Below are 19,571 nucleotides of genomic sequence, written 5' to 3' on the forward strand. Positions count from 1 at the left end.
TTAACCTGTATGTATAGTTTTGGTTAACAATAAGCATTTTAGCACGGGATGCTCCGGTTGAGAAGAGGGAAATCGTGAACGAAAACAGCGAGCTTGTTTTTACGGATGTCAGCGTGGAAGGTTATACAGGGGAAAACGGAACGGGCTTTCGACTGAAGGATGTCCGATTGACGCTTCGGCCCGGCGAATGGCTGAATATTGCGGGGACGAACGGCAGCGGAAAGTCCACGCTTGCCAGACTCATTGCCGGCCTCGCGGCGGAAGGGACGACGGGAACAATCGCTCGCGGGTTCGCCGGCAGTGAACCGGCGCCGTACGTCATGCAGCAGCCTGACGCGCAGCTGTTCGGCGAATCGCCGAAGGAAGAAGTCGGGTTTGCGCTGGAATGGCTGGGCTTTGCGGAAAAGGAGATCGACGCACGAACCGGGCAGGTGCTGGAGCGTCTCGGGCTGCTGCCGCTTGCCGGCTTCGGCTGGGACCGGCTGTCCGGCGGTCAGCGCCAGCTGGCCGCCGTTGCGGCGGCCGCGGCGGGGCGGCGCCAGCTGATCGTCTTCGACGAAGCGACGTCGATGCTGGACGATGAATCGCGGAGACGGGTCGGGCTGCTGGCGCAGGAGCTGCACGCTTCCGGGTGCGCCGTCGTCTGGGTGACGCAGCAGCTGGACGAGCTGGACCCGGAGGAGAGAGTCATCGCGCTCCTCGATGGAAAGATCGTATACGACGGGACGGGACGGGAATTTCTGCTCGGAGGCGAGCCTTATGGCGGGCCGGCGCCGTGCGAGCGGTGCGGCTTAAGGCCCCCGTATCTGGCTTCGCTTGCGCTTGCGCTCTACCGTGCGGGAAAAATCAAACCGCCGCTGCCGGCGACGGCGGATGAATGGCGGATGAAGGCCGGTTCCGCATGGTAACGATCGGGCAGGCGGCGGGCGAACTGCATCTGCGCGGCGTGAAAGGCGCAGGCGAGCTGCGTTTGAAGCCGGGGACGATTACCGTGCTGCTCGGTCCGAACGGCGCGGGCAAAACGAGGCTGCTCGAAACGGCCGCCGGACTGGTCGAAAGCGGCGGCATCCGGGTTTCGTATGGACAGGAGCCGATCCGGATAACGCCGAGGCCTGGCTTTCGCGGCAGCAGGCTAAACGCCGCCGCGCTTTTGTCGTACGGCTATGCGTGCCAATCGCCGGAGGAGCAGCTGTTCTGCCGTTCTGTCGAAGAGGAGCTTCGCTATGTACTGAAGCCGTTTCGGCTGAACGAACCCGAACGGGAACGGCGCATTGAAGCGGCGCTGGCCGCAGTCGGATGGGACAGCGGCTGGCTGCAGCGCGACCCGTATTTGATGAGCGGCGGCGAGCGGCGGCGAGCGGCGCTCGCCTGCCTGTTTGCGGTTCCGGCGGCATGGCTCCTGCTCGACGAACCGACCTCGGGACTTGACGCCGCCGGCTGCGCGATCGTCGGCCGTCAGCTGGAGGCATGCGCCGCGGCCGGTCAGGGCGTGCTGCTCGTATCGCACGAGAGCGACTGGGCGCTCGCTCTGGCGGACGTCGTACTTCTGATGAGCCCGGAGGGCGGCATCCGACGGTGCGGGCGCAACGATTTGCTGGCGCACCCGGAACGGTTCGGTCAATGCGGCATGTCGGTCCCGGTCTGGCTGCAGGCGGCCCGTTCCTTTTGGCTGGCCGGCGTGCCGGCGGACTGCGTCTGGCAGCCGGACGATCTGGCTTCGGCTGCGCCTACCTTGGGCCAAGCGAGCGCATCGGCAGGGGAGGGCTTTGGCCGGACGGAGGAGCGGCCCGTATTGGCCGGCGCCGTGCCCGTGCCGGACGCAGAGCCGGCTCGTCGTACCGGAACCGGCTCCGAACGCGCCGGCGCCGTGTCCGTGCCGGACGCAGAGCCGGCTCGCCGTGCCGGAACCGGCCCCGAACGCACCGGCACGCCCGCCGCAGCCGAGGAAGCGCGACCCCGCACGGCGGCTGACGCGTATCTGCCGGACGAGGCGGCATCTGCCGGTTCGGCCGCGCCTTCGGCGGCCGGCCATCGGGCTGCCGCATCGCCGTCACCGCTGGCGGCTTACGACCCGCGGTCGGTGTGGCTCGCGTATCTCCTGGTTTCCGCCGCCGTCCTGAGTCAGCGGACGTGGCTCGGAATCGCCGTTTCCGCGCTGGCTGTGACTGCGATCGCCGCCGCTTTCCGCATCCCGCTCCGCCGATGGCGGGGTGCGATTACCGCGCTGGCTATATTTACGCTCATGCTGTCGTTGTTTGCGGGGATCGAAATCGGCCGGGGCGGGCTCATGTTTGCGGTGGAACCGTTTCTGGCATCGCTAAACTCGCTGATTCGTCCGTGGCTGGCCATGCTGCTCGGCCTTGGACTGCCGCTTGCCGTGACGCCGCTGCGGCTGCGCCGCTCGCTGGAGAGGCTGTTCGCACCCCGCGGACGCGTTCCGCTTTGGGCACAGCGGCTGATCCTGGCCGTGACGCTGCTGCTCCGCTTCATTCCGGTGCTGCTGTCGGAATGGGAGCGCTTCGCGCGCATCGCCGCCGCGCGGGGCAAAGACCCGCGCCGCTCCTGGCGCGGCGCGGCCGGGCGGCTGCGCGACATCGCGACGCCGTTCCTGTTGGCGCTGTTCCGGCTGGGCGAACAGGCGGCGCTTGCGCTCGAAAGCCGCGGCGTCGGCAGGCGCCCTTACCCGCTCGTCAGCCGCAGCCGGCTGTGGCGGCCGCGCGACAGCGCGCTCGCCGCCGGCAGCGCTGCCGCTGCTTTTCTGTTATGGCTGCTGGGCCGTTTATAGGGCATGCCGCCTCCGAATCGCGAATATCCTATAACGACAGCTTGAACCGGGGCGGTGTTGAAGATGGATGCAAATCAAGCGGCCGTCAATACGCAGCAGAAGCTCATTCAGGACGAGGGATATGAAGTGCTGGAGATCGTACGGTCGGATAACGGCTGCTGGCTGATCGTCTACTCGCCGCCCGGACGCTATGATCTGTACGGGCGGGTCGTCTACCCGACGGGCGTCGCGACTTCGCGGCACCGGAACGATCTGGTGTTTTTCGTAAGGAAAAAGCCGGCCGAGCCCGCGTTAACCCTGCAATATATCCGCATTCTCGGCGATAAAATCAATCAAGGCTACGGCAGCGCCATGATGCGCAATCTCCTTCAAATGGCCGAGAATGCCGGGATTGCCACCATCGACGGCCGGATGCGCGATTCGGATAACAAGGAGCACGACGAGCGGCTCCGTCATTTTTATACGAAATTCGGATTTGAAATCGGCAGCGACCGCAGCATTCGCCGGCACGCCAAAAAGGGAAGCCCACCGTGAAAAAGATGCACGCCGGGCTTCCCTTTCTCATGCGCCCGTGCCGTTCCAGGCCGCTTTTCCTCTGAAAACCGCTTCCTTATGCCTGCGGCTTGGCGGCGAACCGCCGTTAATGAACGGTTTCGTTGTCAAACACGAGATCGTCGATCAGCTCGTTTTTGTGCATGAGCGACAAATGGAGCCCGTCGTAATCCTTCTCTTTATCCAGCTCTTTCATCAGCCGGGCGGCGATGGTACCCGCATCCTTCACCTGCTCCCGGCTGCGAAAATCGATATAGCCCGTCAGCTTGCGGCTCTGAATGTCGACCGTGGCCGTACCGACCGGCAGCCCGCCTGATGCGTCATAGATTTCGTAGGTGAGAATGCTCCCGTCGTCGCGGACGAGAACGACGTCATACTCGTCCGGTTCATCGCCGATCATGATCATCGGCGTTTCGAGCAGATCGTCGTGCGTCAGCTCCACCGTTTCGATCAGCTCGCCGTTATACCGGTGCTGGATGGCGAACGTATCGACAAGCTGTTCGTCGAATTCGGATACGATCAGCTCCGTTGCCGCTTCCAGCTCGAAATCGTCCGGCTCGAGGCGCCAGTTCACCTGGCCTGTAACGTCGGGCAGCTCGGTGCGGAGATCGCAATGCGCGATAACGCTGCCTTCCTCGTCCTTCAGCTCCGCCCGCATGCGGCTCTGTTTCTCGCTCACGATGTCGAGCTCAAAGCCGGCGTCAATACCCGTCTCGTCCGGCTCGAATACGTCTTCTTCGGCACCTTCGTCCGCGAATTCATCCTCGTATGCGGCATCCTCGTCAAAGGACGAAATGACCCGGTCGTAGCGGCTGGCCGTCACGAACAAATCGAATGCTTCCGCGCCGACCGCATCGGCAAGCAGGCGGATATAATTTTCCGCGAAGGCGGCGGCGCGTTCCTTCTCCTTGCTCTTCAGCGATTCCTTGTCGAGCTGCAGGGCTCCCGTCAGCCGGTCGTTCTCGCGGTACACCATCGTTAAGGAGCCGACGAACCGGCCGCCCAGCAAAAGGTCGGCCGCTTCGCCGCCGGCCGTTTTCAAATTCGGTCTGATCTCGAAATTGCGCATCGAGCTCCGCCTCCCTCAAGTTGACTGAAGTTGCACGTTTAGCTTTGCCGGATCGCCAAGGAAATATCGAAAATGCCGGGGAAAAATAGAACGCAGCCGCCGCAAATTGTGGTAATATACTTTTCAGTCCATTTTTACCGGAATCCTAGTCTTAAACGGAGGTTATCATGGCAGGCAATCCACTCGCGTATCCGCTTGAAACGACCCGCCGGACGGCGCTTTCAAGAGGACTGGTTTTATTGATGGCTGTATCCTGCGGCATTTCGGTGGCCAATTTGTATTACAGCCAGCCGCTTCTGGCCGATATCGCCCGGACGTTCCACACTTCAGCGCGCGACATCGGCTTTGTATCGATGCTGACGCAGATCGGTTATGCGGTCGGCATGCTGCTGTTTATTCCGCTCGGCGATACGAAGGAAAGGCGCGGCCTTATCGTCACGCTGCTCATCGCCGTCGGCCTGTCGCTGCTCGCCGTCGCGACGGCGGCCAGCTTGCCTTGGCTTTATGCGGCCAGCTTCGCCGTCGGCGTCACGACGGTCGCCCCGCAGATGATCATTCCGCTTGCCGCGCAGATGGCCGCCCCGGAGGAACGGGGGAAGGTAATCGGCAATATCATGAGCGGGCTCCTGATCGGTATTTTGCTGGCCCGCACGCTGGCCGGGTTTGTCGGCGACTGGCTGGACTGGCGCGCCATGTACCTGCTGGCGGCGGTGATGATGGCCGTGCTGGCGGCCGTTCTGCGGAAAATGCTGCCCGCAAGCTATCCGGACAAGACGATGACATACGGCAAGCTCATGAAATCGCTCGGCTCCCTGATCGCCGGGCAGCGGACGCTTCGCGAAGCGTCGCTGATCGGCGCGCTGATGTTCGGCTCGTTCAGCGTATTTTGGACGGCGCTGACGTTCTACCTGGAAGGGCCGAATTACGGCTACGGCAGCGAGGTCGCCGGTTTGTTCGGGCTGGTCGGCGTCGTCGGAGCCGGCGCCGCTTCCTTGATCGGCCGGGCCAGCGACCGGGTCGATCCGAAATGGATGGTCGGCTTTGCGATCCTAACCGGATTGTTGTCCTTCTGCTCGTTCAGGCTGTTCGGGAGCGCGCTGTGGGGACTAATTATCGGCGTTATTTTGCTCGACCTCGGCGTTCAAGGCGGACAGGTGTCGAACCAGACCCGGATTTATGCCCTGCTGCCGGACGCCAGAAGCCGGCTCAACACGGTATACATGGTCACGTCGTTCGTCGGGGGCTCGCTCGGTTCGAGCTTCGGCACCTTCGCTTGGAGCCTGTGGGGCTGGCCGGGCGTATGCGCGGTCGGGGGAAGCCTGACGATTTTGGCATTTTTGGTTTGGCTGGTTCACCGGATCGTCCGGTAAACGAGTGAAATCCGCACTTTCGCTAAATTTGAATATTTTTTGGCCAAAAATTGAACAACTGATGAACAAATCCCGTATTGTGTGGTATACTAATGACAATGAAAGCATTTGCATACGATACGGGAGTGATGCATATGACAACCAAAACGGCGACCATCAGCCAAGCCTCCCAGAAGGAGCCGAACGTGACCCGGCTCGTTCACTTGATGACGGCTACGGCATGGACCCTGCTTGGCATCGGTCTGATCCTGAGTCTGCTCCATTTGAATCAATTTAATGATCATAACCGGACGCTGATGGTCGGAATCGGATTTATGGTCGCCAGCGTACATGTTTACTTCATTCGCACCGCCATTCATCTCGTCCATACCCGTGCGCAGTCCTCGGGCGGAGACGAATAACCGGTTCGAAAGCAGCCCTTCAAGAGCGATCTTGGAGGGCTTTTTTCTTGATTCCGTCGAAAAGGTTAGCTTTTCCGGCTTGCTGCCGATTTATAGTTTAGGAGCTTTGTTAAACCTTACTATTGATTTATGAAAATCGCCTTATCGAAGGCGATTAAACATACTTTTACGGTGTTTATTACATTTTACAATTTCGTTATTTAAAGGAAAAATCACGTCAATATCCGCACCATAATCAGCGATCAATTCTCTGCACATTCCGCAAGGTGAAACGACTTTTATTTCTCGATCCTCGTCTTCAGGGTCGGGATGGCACACGGCAACGATCGTTTCAAAATCATGCTCTCCTTCCGGTAACTGCTTTGCCAATCGCGATAGCTTCAGCACAAACCGAAATTCTTCCGACATTCGCCTCTAGATGAACCGCAGGAACGATGGTTCCATTTCTGGTTCTAAGAGCAGCCCCAACAACGTGCCGATGGTAATTACCGCTTGCCGGTTCCGAATGTAAATCGGACATGCCTGGGAAGAATCCGCCTCCAATCCGACTTCTTGTCGGATCGGTGACTAAAGTTTGGCGGAAAAAAGACGATCCCTTGACGTATTTGTTAAAGCCCCTGTAGATTCGGCATCGTTCTGCTAAGGTAAAGGTAAGGAAATCCGCGCAAGGCTCATGTTGGATATCGACGAGGACATCAGGGCATGCAGGCAAGGGAGAGGATGACATGCGACGAACGAAAAAATGGCACCGGGCGGCGGTTACGGCCGTGCTGGTGCTGACGGCGGCTTTGCTTTCGGGCTGCGGTGAACAATTGATTGTCATGAACCCGAAAGGGCCGATCGGCGAAAGCCAGAAGGATTTGATTTTGATCGCCTCGGCGCTGTGCGCCGTCGTGCTGATTCCGGTGCTCGGGCTGACCGCTTTTATCGTTTGGCGGTACCGCGACCGGAAAGGAACGAAGGCTTCCTACCGGCCGAACTGGTCGCACAGCACCGTCATGGAGACGGTCTGGTGGGGCATTCCGATCGTCATTATCGCCGTACTTGCCGTCGTAACGGCGAAATACACGTATGCGCTCGAGCCGTCGAAGCCGATCGCATCGCAGCAGAAGGCGATCACGATACAGGCATCCTCCCTGGACTGGAAATGGCTGTTCACTTATCCGGATCAGGGCATCGCGTCCGTGAACGTGCTCCATATCCCGGTCGGCGTTCCGGTCCGGTTCGAGCTGACGAGCGACGGTCCAATGAACTCCTTCTGGATTCCGCAGCTCGGCGGCCAGATGTATACGATGTCCGGCATGGCGATGACGCTGTATTTGCAGGCGGACGAAGCGGGCGTCTACTTCGGATCCGGCGCCAACTTCAGCGGCGAGCATTTCGCGGACATGAAATTTAATGTGGACGCGACATCCCAGACCGATTTCAACCGGTGGGTGAACGAAGTGAAGCGGACCTCGCCGGCACTGACCGAAGCGGGCTTCGAGCAGCTTTCCAAGCCTGGCACGACGCAGCCGCTCGTGTACTCGTCCTTCCCCGACGGATTATTCTCGAAGATCGTTTCGAAATACGCCGCGGGCCACAGCCACGGGCAGTCGGAGCCGGGAATGAAGGGCATGAACGGCATGGACGGCGGAAGCGGCACGGACATGAAGGATATGGATATGAAAGATATGGACATGGGCGGCATGGATATGAGCAGCCATCAAATGAACGGCCGCCAGGCGGAAGCCGGGACGAGCGGCCATGCCTCCCATTAAGCGATAGAAAGGAGCCCGAATATGCTGGATCACATCAAACAATTTGCATCCGAGTTTTTCGTCACGGGCGATCCGCTCATCCTCGGGGCGCAGGTCAGCATCGCGCTTGCGACCGTCGCGGTCGTTTTCGTTCTGACCTATTTTCACAAATGGGGCTGGCTCTGGCGCGAGTGGCTGACCAGCGTCGACCATAAACGAATCGGGATCATGTATATCATCTGCTCGCTGCTTATGCTGTTCCGCGGCGGGGTCGACGCGCTGCTCATGCGCTTGCAGCTGGCGGTTCCGAACGCGCATTTTTTGGAGCCGGAGCATTATAACCAAATCTTCACGACGCACGGCGTCATCATGATCCTGTTTATGGCGATGCCGCTCATGTTCGGCCTCTTCAACGTCGTTGTTCCGCTGCAGATCGGTGCGCGCGACGTCGCGTACCCGTTCCTGAACTCGCTCAGCTTCTGGATGTTTTTCTGGGGCGCGATGCTGTTCAACGTCTCCTTCATTATCGGGGGATCGCCGGACGCCGGCTGGCTGTCGTATCCGCCGCTGTCGGAGCTGTCGCACAGCCCGGGCATCGGCCAGAACTTCTATATTTGGGGCATTCAAATTTCCGGTATCGGGAGTCTGGCGACGGGCATCAACTTTATCGTCACGATTCTGAAAATGCGCGCGCCCGGCATGAAGCTGATGAAAATGCCGATGTTTTCCTGGTCGGTGCTGGCGAGCTGCGTCGCGATCATTTTTGCTTTCCCGATTTTGACGGTGACGCTGGCGCTCCTGTTCCTCGACCGTTTTCTCGGGGCCCACTTCTTCACGCTTGCGAGCGGCGGCAACCCGATGATGTACATTAATTTGATCTGGATGTGGGGCCATCCGGAGGTATATATCGTCGTCCTGCCGGCCTTCGGCGTCTTCTCGGACGTGGTCGCGACGTTCGCGAAGAAGAAGCTGTTCGGCTACAAATCGATGGTGTTCGCGATGATGAGCATCAGCATCATGTCGTTCTTCACCTGGCTGCACCATTTCTTCACGATGGGCACGGGCGCGGACGTCAACGTCTTTTTCGCGATCACCACAATGATTATCGCCATACCGACCGGCGTCAAAATTTTCAACTGGCTGTTCACGATGTTCCGCGGGCGGATCACGTTCTCGACGCCGATGATGTGGACCGTCGCGTTCATTCCGTGCTTCGTCGTCGGCGGCATGACCGGCGTGCTGCTGTCGGTCGCCCCGGCTGATTTTCAGTTCCATAACAGCTACTTCCTGATCGCGCATTTCCATCAAGTGCTGATCGGCGGCGTCGTGTTCGGCTATTTCGCCGGCCTTTATTACTGGTGGCCGAAAATTTTCGGCTTCAAGCTGAACGAGCACTTGGGCAAATGGGCGTTCTGGTTCTGGAATATCGGGTTCTATGTCTGCTTCATGCCGCAGTATTTCCTTGGGCTGATGGGGATGACGCGGCGCACGTACACGTACGATTTCGACATGGGCTGGGGACCGCTCAACCTGATTTCGACGATCGGCGGCTTCCTGATGGGTCTGGCGTTCCTGTTCCAGGTCTGGCAGATCGCTCACAGCATCAAGTTCATGCAGCGCGATACGACGGGCGATCCGTGGAACGGCCGCACGCTTGAATGGTCGATTCCTTCGCCGGCACCTCTGTACAACTTTGCCGTCCTGCCGCAGGTCGAAGCGACCGACGACTGGTGGGAGACGAAGGAGAAGCTGGCCGCCGGCGAGAAGCCCAAACCGCAAGGGCCGATCGAACCGATTCATATGCCGAAAAACTCGGCGATCCCGTTCGTGAAATCGACGCTCTGGTTTTTCGCGGGCTTCGGCTTCGTTTGGGATTGGCTGTGGCTCGCGATACCGGCGATGATCGGCATCGGCATCTGCATGCTGGCTCGTTCGTTCTCGTACGATACCGACTATTACATTCCGGTTGACGAAATCCGGCAGACGGAAGCGAAGATGAGGAGGGCGACGGTCTGATGGCACACGCACACGCAGCAGCATCGGAGCATGTCCACGATGACCATCACGGGCATCATGAGCATGACGGGCATCACGATCAAGAGTCGCTGAAATTGTTCGGCTTCTGGATCTTTCTTATTACGGACTGCATTCTGTTCGGCACGCTGTTCGCCACCTACGTCGTCCTGCGCAACAGCACCGCCGGCGGTCCGGAAGCGCACGAGCTGTTTGAAATGCCGGGCGTTATCGCCGAGACGTTCATTCTGCTGACCAGCAGCTTCACGAGCGGTCTGGCCGTGCTGTCGATGCATCAGGGCAGCAAGCGCGGCCTGATCGGATGGCTGGCGGTGACGGCGGTGCTCGGCGCCTCGTTCGTCGGGCTGGAAGTGACCGAGTTTGTGAAAATGGTGACCGTGGAGCATGCGACGATCGCCACCAGCGGCTTTCTGTCCGGCTTCTTCGTGCTCGTCGGCACACACGGACTGCACGTCTCGGTCGGCCTGATCTGGATGACCGCGCTGATGATCCAGATCGGCAGACGCGGCATTACGTCGGTCACAACGCGCAAGGTCGGCGTAATCAGCCTGTACTGGCACTTTCTAGACGTCGTTTGGATTTTCGTCTTCACGGTCGTTTACCTGATGGGGGTGATGTAACATGGCGCAAACCGAATCGGCCGCCGCTCATCATAACGGGCACGGGCATGGGGGCGGGAACGCGTCCCACGGGTCGCTGAAATCGTACGTCATCGGCTTCGTGCTGTCGATCGTGCTGACGATCATCCCGCTTGTCGTCGTAATGAATCATATGCTCGGCCGGACGGGGACGATGATCCTGATCGTGGCGATGGCCGTCTTGCAGTTCGCCGTCCAGCTGTTATTCTTCATGCACCTGCGCGAAGGAGAGAACGCCAGGTGGAACGTTTTGGCGCTGGTGCTCGGCCTCGTCGTCCTGATCACCATCGTAGCCGGATCGATCTGGATTATGACATACAATACGCCTAATATGTAAGGGATAAGAAGACAATCCCGTTTGCGCGCGTCCGGAATGCTCGGGCGCGCGCATTTTTGCATGAAAAATTTAATTCGGCTGTGGCCGCCGATGCCTCTGGACGACTCATCGTCAGGGTGGTAAAGTGACAGAAGAAGCTGGCGCCAAGGAGCGAACGACGATGACGAAGGACGACAACAGGCAAGCCCATCCGTATTTCAAACATGCCGAAGCCGCGTTTGCGCAAATTCCGCCGGCGGCGGAGGGCTTGTCCCGGCTGCAGGCGGCTTTTGAAGAAGCCGGGGAGGATTTTATCGCCATCGAGCTGAAGACCATGATCGCCCGTCTGGACGAGCTGCGCGAGCTGCTTGCCAGCGGTCCGCAAGGCTAGAGCGTTTCGGAAACCTGGGGCTTAGGCGACTAGATCCACGACAGTGAGGTTGGTACGATGCGGGTTCATACGTTCACCATTCAAACCGAGTTGCAGCGGGAAGATTTGCTGGCCATTTCAAACCAGTCGGCTCGTTTTATATCCGACTTGAAGCTGGAGTTTACAAATAACGACACCCTCCATACGGTCGACGTTAAAAGCCTGATCGGCATGCTGCTCGTCCCGATTTCTTCCGGTACGGAGGTTCGGCTTTCCGCGCAGGGGAAGGACGAGGAAGAGGCGCTCGAATACGTATTGGGACTGTTCGAGAAGCACGTTGTCAGCTAACGGCCAGCCCTGTTCCGCAGGAAGGGAAGCCCGGCTGCGGTGTACATGCGAAACCCCGCTTCGGCGGGGTTTTTTGCTGTGAGCAGCGGCCGCCGGGGGTAACTGCACCCGGATTCGTGCCGGGCAAAAAAACGGGCGCATGCCGGTTCTTAAGGCGAGGCGGAGCGGGGTAACGGCCCCGCGCCAATCTATTCTTCCATTCATAGAATGTGGAAGGAAAGAATATGGAGGCGACGATATGCCGGTATGGGATTCGGGGCTCATCGTTAATCGCGGCATCGCGCGAACGGAACAAGTAACGGTATCGCTGGTCAATCGGGGATGGCGAAGGCAGACGGTTACCCTCCAAATCTATACGCTGGAACCGGACCGGACCGGACCGGGCTGCGTGCACGAAAACGAGCGATGCACCCTGCCCCTTGAATCGGCCGGCAGAAGCGGGAGCGCGTGGAGCTGGTCCGCGAACGTCTCGGAGCTGCCGGCTTTCGGCGTTCGCATCGGAGCGGCCGGCCCCGGAGCCCAAGGGCTCGTCGTCTCCGCCTTGCAATTCGGCGCGGACGGGCAGCTGCTGGCGAGCCGGACGCTGGAAGCCGCTCAATGGGGACCGGAGGAGCCCGGGCTTGCGTTCGTGGTTAACCATACGCAGCATACGGTGACGGCGGTGCAAACGGCCGGCGGCTGGCATGCGGCGACAATCGATATGGGAGATGGCAGTCTGCCGCGCCAAATCGCCGTAACGGCGGACGGCTCACGTGCTTTCGTTACCTGCCAAGGCGATAAAACGGTCAAAATCGTCGATACGGTGCTGCAGTCCGTCTGCGGCGAATTGACGTTTCCCGAAAGGGCGGTGCCGTTTGCCGTCGCGGCTTCGCCGGTCGGCCGGAAAATATACGCCACGACGCTGGTTGAAGAATACGCCGCGGTGGTCGACGCCGCCGAAGGCGCATTCATCAGGCTGATCCGCCTTCCGAAAGGAAGCGACCCGTCCGCGGTCGCCATGTCGCCGGACGGGACGAAAGCTTACTGCTGTCTCGCCGGCGCCGGGGCGGTTGCCGTCATCGATGCGGAGCAGGACCGGCTCATAACGACGGTCAAACTGCCGCCGGGCAGCCAGCCGTCCGCAGCGGCTTTCGCTCCCGGCGGCGAATATGCCTATATTGCCGACGCCGGACTGGATCAGGTGCACATCATAAGAACACGGTCGAATGCTGTCTGCGGCACCATAGAGCTTGACCGCGGCAGTTCCCCGCAGCATCTCGCCGTAACCCCCGACGAAGCGCTTATTTATGCGGCATGCAGCAGGAGCGACGAAATTGCCGTGCTCAACCCGCTGCTGAGGAAGGTGCTCACCACGATCGAGCTGCCCGGCGGGAGCAGTCCATCGGCGCTTGCGATGACTCCTGACGGGCTTAAGGTGCTGGCCGCGATGCTGGCGTTCGGTTATGTCGCGGCCATCGACGTGCAGAGCCAGCAGCCGGTCGCGATTATTCCGACGGGCGGTTTTCCGTCCTCGGTCGCCGTCTCGCCCTGCCTGTTTCTATAAGATCCAAGCGGTATTTGCCGGAAGGCGGGCCGCTTCTAATTCCGGCGGGCGGCCGGGGACCATATTTTGAGAGAGGCGGAAGCCTTTAAATGATAAGGGGCTATCCTTGGCTGTGCCAGACAAAAGGATAACCCCTTGATTCTTCATTCGGTCAACGCAGGCTTTCCGTACGGAAAGCCTGCGCTCACATCGCTCGTTCCGATCGTGTCGTCGGTTTTATTGCTTTCCTTCCAGCGGCAGCCAGTTCAGCACGCGCTGAATATTGGCGTCCCAGTAGCCCCATTCGTGCTCGCCCGGGCCTTCTTCATATGTAAGCGGCAGACCGAGCTTCAGGGCGTGGTCGCGGAAGCGGACGTTGTCCTTGTACAGGAAATCTTCCGTTCCGCAGCATTGGAACATCGCGGGGGAAGGGGCGCCCGATGCAGCCAGGTCGGCTGCGAGCCGCATCGGATCGTTTCGGCTGCCGACCGCTTCCTCGCGGCTGCCGAATATGTTCCCCATCTCCTCCGAACGCCGTTCCATCAGGCTGTCGAGACAAACCGCGCCCGACAGGCTGGCAACCGCCGCATACCGGTCCGGATGACTCAGCCCGAGCTTGAATGCGCCGTAGCCGCCCATCGACAGGCCGGCCGCGAACGTATCCTCCCTGCGGTCCGAGAGCGGGAAGAACGAGCGGGCCAAGGCCGGCACCTCCTCGCTGATAAATTCCCAATACCGGCCGCCGCGTTTCATGTCCGTATAGTAGCTGCGCTGAACGGCCGGCATGACGACGGCCAGCCCGAGCGGAGCGACGTACCGCTCGATCGACGTGCGGCGAAGCCAAATCGTATGATCGTCCGACATGCCGTGCAGCAGGAAAAGCGTCGGATGCTTGCCGCCCGAAACGCGCGTCTCCATGCCGATCTGCGTGTACGTCGTCTGCGGCAATATAACCGTCATCGACGTGGACAAGCCTAGCGCTTCCGAGAAAAAATCGCATTGAATTAGGGCCATTAAGATTGACCTCCTTATGAGATGGGTATTCGTGTCAACGTTATTATCGGCCCCCCCATTATAAACTCGGGCTCCTCTTTGAGACAATCCCAATTGGCGCCTTTTTCGCACGAATATTTCTCGGCATCGACACCTTTGGCGTCGGCCTCTTGAAGCCGGTGCGGGAGAATGTGCGGATACGCGCAAAATAACGTCAAAATGCGGTATGCTAAAGGCAGATCGTCCAGCCGCCGGGCAGCGCGCGAGCGGTGCGGCGGCGTACGAGAAGGAGGAAAAGGATGCAGACCGATTCGCGGCAAACGAAGCCGCCGGCAGCCGAGCGGGGGGCCGGACAATGGGATAAGCCGTTCATCAAGGCGAACGCGGAAGCCTTGAAGGCATGGAAAATAAAAGACATCGTCGTCCTCCGCGGGGACGAATTGGCGATCGAATGGCACGAATCCGGCTTGGACAAGGTGGCGGCCGTTTATTCCTGCACGAAAAGCGTGCTGTCCGCGCTGATCGGCATCGCGATCGAACAGGGCCGGATCGGAGGTATCCGGCAGCCGGCCGGCGATTTTTTCGGCGAGCTGAAGGAGGACGGCGACGTTCGCAAGCGGGAAATTACGATTGAACATCTGCTGACGATGACGCCGGGCTTCGATTGGCCGGATTTCGACAAGCCGTACTGGAAAATGAAGCGCACGCCGGACTGGCTGCGTTTCGTGCTCGAACGGCCGATGGCCCATCAGCCGGGCACGGCGTTTACGTACAATTCCGGCGGCTCTCATCTGCTGTCTGCGATCATTACCCGGGCAACCGGCATGACGGCGGCGGAATATGCGGAACGGGAGCTGTTCGGCAAGCTGGGGTTTCGCGCCGTGCGCTGGAACGGCCAGGGCGGGGTCAGCGAAGGCGGGACCGGCATGCATATGACCTCGCTGGACATGGCGAGGTTCGGGCTGCTTTATTTGCGCGGCGGACGATGGAACGGCGAGCAGATCGTGCCGGCCGGCTGGGTGCGGGAGTCCGTTGCCGTCCGGAGCAAGGGACTGCAGCATTACGATCCGCCGATTTTCGGAGGGTACGGCTATCACTGGTGGATTTCGCCGCAGGAGGTGAACGGCTGCGCCGATTGTTATTTCGCTAAAGGGTACGGCGGCCAATATATTTTCGTCCTGCCGGCGCTTGACCTGGTTGCCGCGGTCCGCAAGGAGCCGACGGGCAGGAACGAGGCCATGCTGTCGAAGCGGATGCTGTTCGAGCGAATCGTGCCGTTTCTGCGGAAACGGGGACAAATTCCGAATTAGCCGATCCCGTTCATATTCCGTTCAAAAAACGAAGGTAAGCTGGTTCCAAGAGCGAAACAGCCGCCGTTTTATACGGCAGGGACCAAAGGATGGGATAGAAAATGAAGGACACCGCCCAATCGGCCGGCAGCGGTCTTGAGAAAGGAAGCTGGCGCTTGTTTTTGCGCATGCTGTCGCAAACGAAACCGCCGCGGGCGCTGATGGCGATCGCGCTCGTCATGAGCGTCGTCTCGACGGCAGCGGCGCTCGTCATTCCGATGGCGACGAAAAATCTGGTCGACGGCTTCTCGATCAGCAGACTGAGCTTCGGGCAGATCGCCGGCATCGCCGGCATCTTAATTGCGCAGGCCGCCGCCAGCATGGCTTCGATTTATATGCTGAACAGGATCGGCCAGCAGATCGTCGCAGGCCTGCGCGACCGGCTGTGGCGCAAGCTGCTCGTCCTGCCGGTCGGCTACTACGATAACCACCGGACGGGCGAGACGATCAGCCGGATGACAAACGACACCGGGGTCGTCAAAGCGCTGATCGCGGAGCATTTAACCGGCTTTCTGACCGGTATCATTTCGGTTTGCGGCTCCGTCGCGCTTCTCCTGTATATGGACTGGCGAATGACGGCCGTCATGCTCGGCGTCATCCCGATTGCGGCGCTGTTCCTCGTCCCGCTCGCCCGGCAGATGTACCGGATCTCCAAAGGGCTGCAGGACGAAACGGCGTCGTTTACGGCCGTGCTGACCCAGGTGCTGTCCGAGATCCGGCTCGTGAAAGCGTCGAACGCCGAAGCGCGGGAGTACGAGAGCGGAAACCTGGGCATTACCCGCCTGTTCCGGTTCGGCCTGCGGGAAGCCAAGGTGCAGGCGATGATTGCGCCGCTCATGTTTCTGATTATGATGATGCTGCTCGTCGTCATCGTCGGCTATGGCGGCATGCGCGTATCCTCCGGCGCGCTTTCGGCCGGCGAGCTGGTCGCCTTTATTTTGTACCTGATTCAAATCGTCATGCCGATGACGCAGATCACGAACTTCTTCACCCAGTTTCAAAAGGCGGTCGGGGCGACCGGGCGCATCATCGCGATTCTGGAGACGGAAGAAGAGCCGCATCAAGGCGGCGCCGACGTCGGCCGCGGGCAGCTGGCGCTTCAAGTCGATCAGCTTTCCTTCGAATACAAAGCCGGGGAGCCGGTGCTTTCCGGCATCAGCTTCGGCGTCCGCCCGGGCACGGTCACGGCGATCGTGGGCCCAAGCGGCAGCGGGAAAACGACGCTGCTCAGCCTGTTGGAACGGTTTTACCGGCCGACGTCAGGAACAATCCGGCTGGGCGGACGGCCGATCGACGAGTTTTCGCTGAAGTCGTGGCGCGGGCAGTTCGGCTACGTCTCGCAGGAAAGTCCGCTGCTCGCCGGCACGATCCGCGACAACATCTGCTACGGCATCGATGCCCCGGTTTCGGACGAGGAGCTGCGCCGGGCTGCGGCAATGGCGTACGCGGACGGGTTTATCGAAGAGCTTCCGGACGGGTACGACACGGAGGTCGGCGAGCGCGGTATCAAGCTGTCCGGCGGGCAGCGGCAGCGGATCGCGATCGCCCGGGCGCTGCTGCGCAATCCGAAAATTTTGATGCTCGACGAAGCGACGTCGAGCTTGGACAGCAAATCGGAGCAGGTCGTTCAGGATGCGCTGAAAAACCTGATGGCCGGCAGGACGACGCTCGTCATCGCGCACCGGCTGTCGACGGTCGTCGACGCCGACCAAATCGTCTTTATCGAGAAGGGCAGGCTAACCGGTATCGGTACGCACGAGCAGCTGCTTGCTTCGCACGATCTGTACCGGGAATTCGCGACGCGGCAGCTCCGCCTGGACGGAGGTAACGGCGAGCGCCGGCAAAACGGCCGGCCGGAAGGCTCCTTCGAACGTGCCGCCGGCCTGGACAGTGCCCCAAGCGCCGCCCGCGCGCAGCGATTGCTCGGTCATTAACGGGAAATGGAAAGTTGCGGCACATGTCCAGGCTCGACGCTCCGTCGAGCCTGGACAGTTTCCGCGGCTTTCCTTTTTTGCTTGATGAAGCTCCCACGCACGCATCATACCGATTTGGCTAATCCGCTTTTTTCCTGGAAGTCTCTTCCCCGGCCTCGTTCATTTTTGTTAAACTCTTTAATAGGCCTGCTCGCAGCAGGAGGGAACGCCTTGAAGAGGACGAATTATGAAGGGGCTTAGGCGCATGAGCAAACAGATTCTCATCGTGGACGACGATCCGAAAATCGCGCAGCTCGTCGAAATTTATTTGCTAAACGAAGGGTACTCGGTGCGAAAGGCCGGCGACGGGCTTCAGGCGCTCGAGCTAATCGAACGCGAGCCCGTCGATCTTGTCATCCTGGACATCATGATGCCCGGACTGGACGGGCTCGGTGTTTGCCTGCGCATCCGCGAACGCCGGACGACGCCGATTCTGATGATCAGCGCCAAAGACGGCGACATGGACAAAATTACCGGCCTGATGACCGGCGCCGACGATTATATGGTCAAGCCGTTTAACCCGCTGGAGCTTGTCGCACGGGTAAAATCGCTGCTCAGGCGGACTTACTACCAGACGCAGCCGCAGCCGCCCCAGCAGGAGCATCTGATTCGCATCCAGTCGCTGGTCATTGACAAGCTGACGCATTCGGTCCAGATCGACGGCAGGCCGATCAAGCTGACGCCGATCGAATTCGGCATTCTCCATCTGCTCGCCAGCCAGCCGGGGCGCGTGTTCAGCTCGGAGGACATTTTCGAAACGATCTGGAAAGAGAAATATTACGAATCGAACAATTCGGTCACGGTCCATATGAGCCGTTTAAGGGACAAGCTGGTCAAGGAAATGGACGGGGAAAAGCTGATCCATACGGTGTGGGGGGTCGGCTATAAAATTGAAGCTTAGAAGGATCGTCCCGCTCGTATGGAGCCTGATTTCGACGACGCTCGCTTTGTTCGCCCTTACCTTGATCGGCAAAGTGCTGCTCTACTCGACTTTCGCGCGCATCGACGTGCTGACCGTCTTCCGCTGGCTGAACCGCTGGATCGGCTACCCCGATACGTACGGCATCGCCGCGGTGCCGCTCTTTCTTGCGTTCGCCGCTTATTTCTTCGCCCGGGACAAGCGGATCCAGAAAGAGGCGTATATCGCCACGATCGCCGAGAACGTCCAGCGGATCGCCGGCGGCGATTTCCAGCACAAGGTGCCGGTCCGGCAAATCGGCGAGCTGGGGCAGCTCGCCGACAATATCAACCGGTTCGTCGAGCAGCTGAAGCTGTCGCTGGAGGAAGAGCGCCGGGCGCAGCAGACGAAGAACGAGCTGATTACCAACGTCTCGCACGATCTCCGCACGCCGCTTACGACGATAACCGGCTATCTCGGTCTGATCGAGCAGGATCTGTACCGTGACGAGGTGGAGCTGCGCTATTATATTTCGCTCGTATACGAGGAGTCGGAACGGATGAGCCAGCTCATCCAGGATTTGTTCGAATATACGCGGCTGCGGAACAACGAGATGAGGCTGCAGACGGAACTGATCAATCTCGGGGAAATGCTTCGCCAGCTGACGGAGCAGTTCCGTCTGCAGCTGGATCAGGCCGGCCTGGAGCCGCGCATCCGCATCGGCGCGTATCCGCTGATGGCCGCTGCGGACGGCAACAAGCTGCGCCGGGTGTTCGAGAATTTGATGATGAATGCGATTAAATACGGCAAGGACGGGCGTTACCTCGATATTGACGGGTGCATCGATAACGGCGAGGTTGTCATTGATCTGATCAATTACGGCGAAATCATTCCGCAGTCCGATTTGCCGAATATTTTCGAGCGATTTTACCGGGTGGAGAAATCCCGCTCGACTTATACGGGCGGCTCCGGGCTCGGCCTCGCCATCGCCAAGCAAATCGTCGAGCTGCACGGAGGCTCGATCGGCGCGTCCAGCGGGCCGGAAGGAACGGTGTTCAGCGTCCGCCTGAAAGCGGCGGCTTGACACGCCTGTCCGGCGGTTACCGGGCATCGGGCCGTTCTTTATTTTTGTTGTGGAAATCGTAAGCTTTTCGCAATATTTTCGTACAGGCGGTTTAAGCATCCGGGAAGATAATGGTCTTAACGAGATCGAC

At 59.9% G+C, this 19,571-nt stretch carries 19 protein-coding genes; 16 read left to right on the forward strand and 3 right to left on the reverse strand.

Features of this window, described 5'->3' with window-relative positions; all coding sequences use genetic code 11:
• Nucleotides 1–74 precede the first annotated feature (74 nt).
• The 3 genes from PD282_RS11085 to PD282_RS11095 all read left to right on the forward strand — a co-directional run bounded on the left by PD282_RS11085 (nucleotide 75) and on the right by PD282_RS11095 (nucleotide 3,319).
• Nucleotides 75–908 (forward strand): energy-coupling factor ABC transporter ATP-binding protein, encoded by an 834-nt coding sequence (locus tag PD282_RS11085; protein WP_274650743.1) that lies wholly within the window; start codon nucleotides 75–77, stop codon nucleotides 906–908.
• Nucleotides 878–2,785, forward strand: coding sequence for an ATP-binding cassette domain-containing protein (locus PD282_RS11090; protein WP_274650744.1), 1,908 nt, complete (start codon nucleotides 878–880; stop codon nucleotides 2,783–2,785). Before PD282_RS11085 ends, PD282_RS11090 begins: the two co-directional genes overlap by 31 nt.
• Before the next feature lie 63 nt (nucleotides 2,786–2,848).
• Nucleotides 2,849–3,319, forward strand: coding sequence for a GNAT family N-acetyltransferase (locus tag PD282_RS11095; protein WP_274650745.1), 471 nt, complete (start codon nucleotides 2,849–2,851; stop codon nucleotides 3,317–3,319).
• Nucleotides 3,320–3,425: 106 nt separating this feature from the next.
• Here the strand turns inward: PD282_RS11095 and PD282_RS11100 are convergent, their stop codons facing one another.
• Nucleotides 3,426–4,406 (reverse strand): hypothetical protein, encoded by a 981-nt coding sequence (locus PD282_RS11100; protein ID WP_274650746.1) that lies wholly within the window; start codon nucleotides 4,404–4,406, stop codon nucleotides 3,426–3,428.
• A gap of 167 nt (nucleotides 4,407–4,573) precedes the next feature.
• On the opposite strand from PD282_RS11100, the gene PD282_RS11105 reads away from it, so the two are divergent.
• Both PD282_RS11105 and PD282_RS11110 read left to right on the forward strand, forming a co-directional pair.
• Nucleotides 4,574–5,776: an MFS transporter gene (locus PD282_RS11105; protein WP_274650747.1), complete on the forward strand. Its 1,203-nt coding sequence runs from the start codon at nucleotides 4,574–4,576 to the stop codon at nucleotides 5,774–5,776.
• Nucleotides 5,777–5,910: 134 nt separating this feature from the next.
• Nucleotides 5,911–6,177 carry a hypothetical protein gene (locus PD282_RS11110; protein ID WP_274650748.1) on the forward strand — a complete coding sequence of 89 codons (267 nt, stop codon included), beginning with the start codon at nucleotides 5,911–5,913 and terminating at the stop codon, nucleotides 6,175–6,177.
• Between the two features lie 141 nt (nucleotides 6,178–6,318).
• On the opposite strand, the gene PD282_RS11115 is transcribed toward PD282_RS11110, so the two are convergent.
• The gene (locus PD282_RS11115; protein WP_274650749.1) at nucleotides 6,319–6,546 is read right to left on the reverse strand and encodes a cytidine/deoxycytidylate deaminase family protein; all 228 of its coding nucleotides are present in this window, start codon (nucleotides 6,544–6,546) and stop codon (nucleotides 6,319–6,321) included.
• A 356-nt stretch (nucleotides 6,547–6,902) separates the two neighbouring features.
• Here PD282_RS11115 and cyoA point away from each other — a divergent pair, with 356 nt between their 5' ends.
• The 7 genes from cyoA (at nucleotide 6,903) to PD282_RS11150 (ending at nucleotide 13,165) form a co-directional block, all read left to right on the forward strand.
• Nucleotides 6,903–7,937 carry a ubiquinol oxidase subunit II gene (gene cyoA / locus PD282_RS11120; RefSeq protein WP_274650750.1) on the forward strand — a complete coding sequence of 345 codons (1,035 nt, stop codon included), beginning with the start codon at nucleotides 6,903–6,905 and terminating at the stop codon, nucleotides 7,935–7,937.
• 21 nt (nucleotides 7,938–7,958) lie between these two features.
• Entirely contained in the window at nucleotides 7,959–9,932 is a 1,974-nt protein-coding gene (locus PD282_RS11125; protein WP_274650751.1) for a cbb3-type cytochrome c oxidase subunit I, read from the forward strand.
• Nucleotides 9,932–10,570 (forward strand): cytochrome o ubiquinol oxidase subunit III, encoded by a 639-nt coding sequence (gene cyoC, locus PD282_RS11130; protein WP_274650752.1) that lies wholly within the window; start codon nucleotides 9,932–9,934, stop codon nucleotides 10,568–10,570. Before PD282_RS11125 ends, cyoC begins: the two co-directional genes overlap by 1 nt.
• 1 nt (nucleotide 10,571) lies before the next feature.
• Entirely contained in the window at nucleotides 10,572–10,925 is a 354-nt protein-coding gene (cyoD, locus tag PD282_RS11135; protein WP_274650753.1) for a cytochrome o ubiquinol oxidase subunit IV, read from the forward strand.
• A 124-nt stretch (nucleotides 10,926–11,049) separates the two neighbouring features.
• A complete protein-coding gene (locus PD282_RS11140; protein WP_274650754.1) occupies nucleotides 11,050–11,295 on the forward strand; it encodes a hypothetical protein in 246 nt (81 codons plus the stop codon).
• A gap of 57 nt (nucleotides 11,296–11,352) precedes the next feature.
• Nucleotides 11,353–11,622, forward strand: coding sequence for an HPr family phosphocarrier protein (locus tag PD282_RS11145; protein WP_274650755.1), 270 nt, complete (start codon nucleotides 11,353–11,355; stop codon nucleotides 11,620–11,622).
• Nucleotides 11,623–11,860: 238 nt separating this feature from the next.
• Nucleotides 11,861–13,165, forward strand: coding sequence for a YncE family protein (locus PD282_RS11150; RefSeq protein ID WP_274650756.1), 1,305 nt, complete (start codon nucleotides 11,861–11,863; stop codon nucleotides 13,163–13,165).
• A gap of 216 nt (nucleotides 13,166–13,381) precedes the next feature.
• Here PD282_RS11150 and PD282_RS11155 read toward each other — a convergent pair whose 3' ends face one another.
• Nucleotides 13,382–14,158, reverse strand: a complete 777-nt coding sequence (locus PD282_RS11155; protein ID WP_274650757.1) for an alpha/beta hydrolase — start codon at nucleotides 14,156–14,158, stop codon at nucleotides 13,382–13,384.
• Nucleotides 14,159–14,436: 278 nt separating this feature from the next.
• Here PD282_RS11155 and PD282_RS11160 point away from each other — a divergent pair, with 278 nt between their 5' ends.
• The 4 genes from PD282_RS11160 (at nucleotide 14,437) to PD282_RS11175 (ending at nucleotide 19,441) form a co-directional block, all read left to right on the forward strand.
• Nucleotides 14,437–15,447 (forward strand): serine hydrolase domain-containing protein, encoded by a 1,011-nt coding sequence (locus PD282_RS11160; RefSeq protein WP_274650758.1) that lies wholly within the window; start codon nucleotides 14,437–14,439, stop codon nucleotides 15,445–15,447.
• A gap of 101 nt (nucleotides 15,448–15,548) precedes the next feature.
• Nucleotides 15,549–17,420 (forward strand): ABC transporter ATP-binding protein, encoded by a 1,872-nt coding sequence (locus tag PD282_RS11165; protein ID WP_274650759.1) that lies wholly within the window; start codon nucleotides 15,549–15,551, stop codon nucleotides 17,418–17,420.
• 244 nt (nucleotides 17,421–17,664) lie between these two features.
• Nucleotides 17,665–18,360 (forward strand): response regulator transcription factor, encoded by a 696-nt coding sequence (locus PD282_RS11170; RefSeq protein WP_274650760.1) that lies wholly within the window; start codon nucleotides 17,665–17,667, stop codon nucleotides 18,358–18,360.
• Complete coding sequence (locus tag PD282_RS11175) at nucleotides 18,350–19,441, forward strand: sensor histidine kinase (protein ID WP_338045176.1); 1,092 nt, start codon at nucleotides 18,350–18,352, stop codon at nucleotides 19,439–19,441. The genes PD282_RS11170 and PD282_RS11175 overlap by 11 nt, the downstream gene beginning before the upstream one ends.
• The last annotated feature ends 130 nt before the right edge of the window (nucleotides 19,442–19,571 follow it).

The sequence above is a fragment of the Paenibacillus humicola genome, assembly GCF_028826105.1.
Taxonomy (GTDB): Bacteria; Bacillota; Bacilli; order Paenibacillales; family Paenibacillaceae; genus Paenibacillus_Z; species Paenibacillus_Z humicola.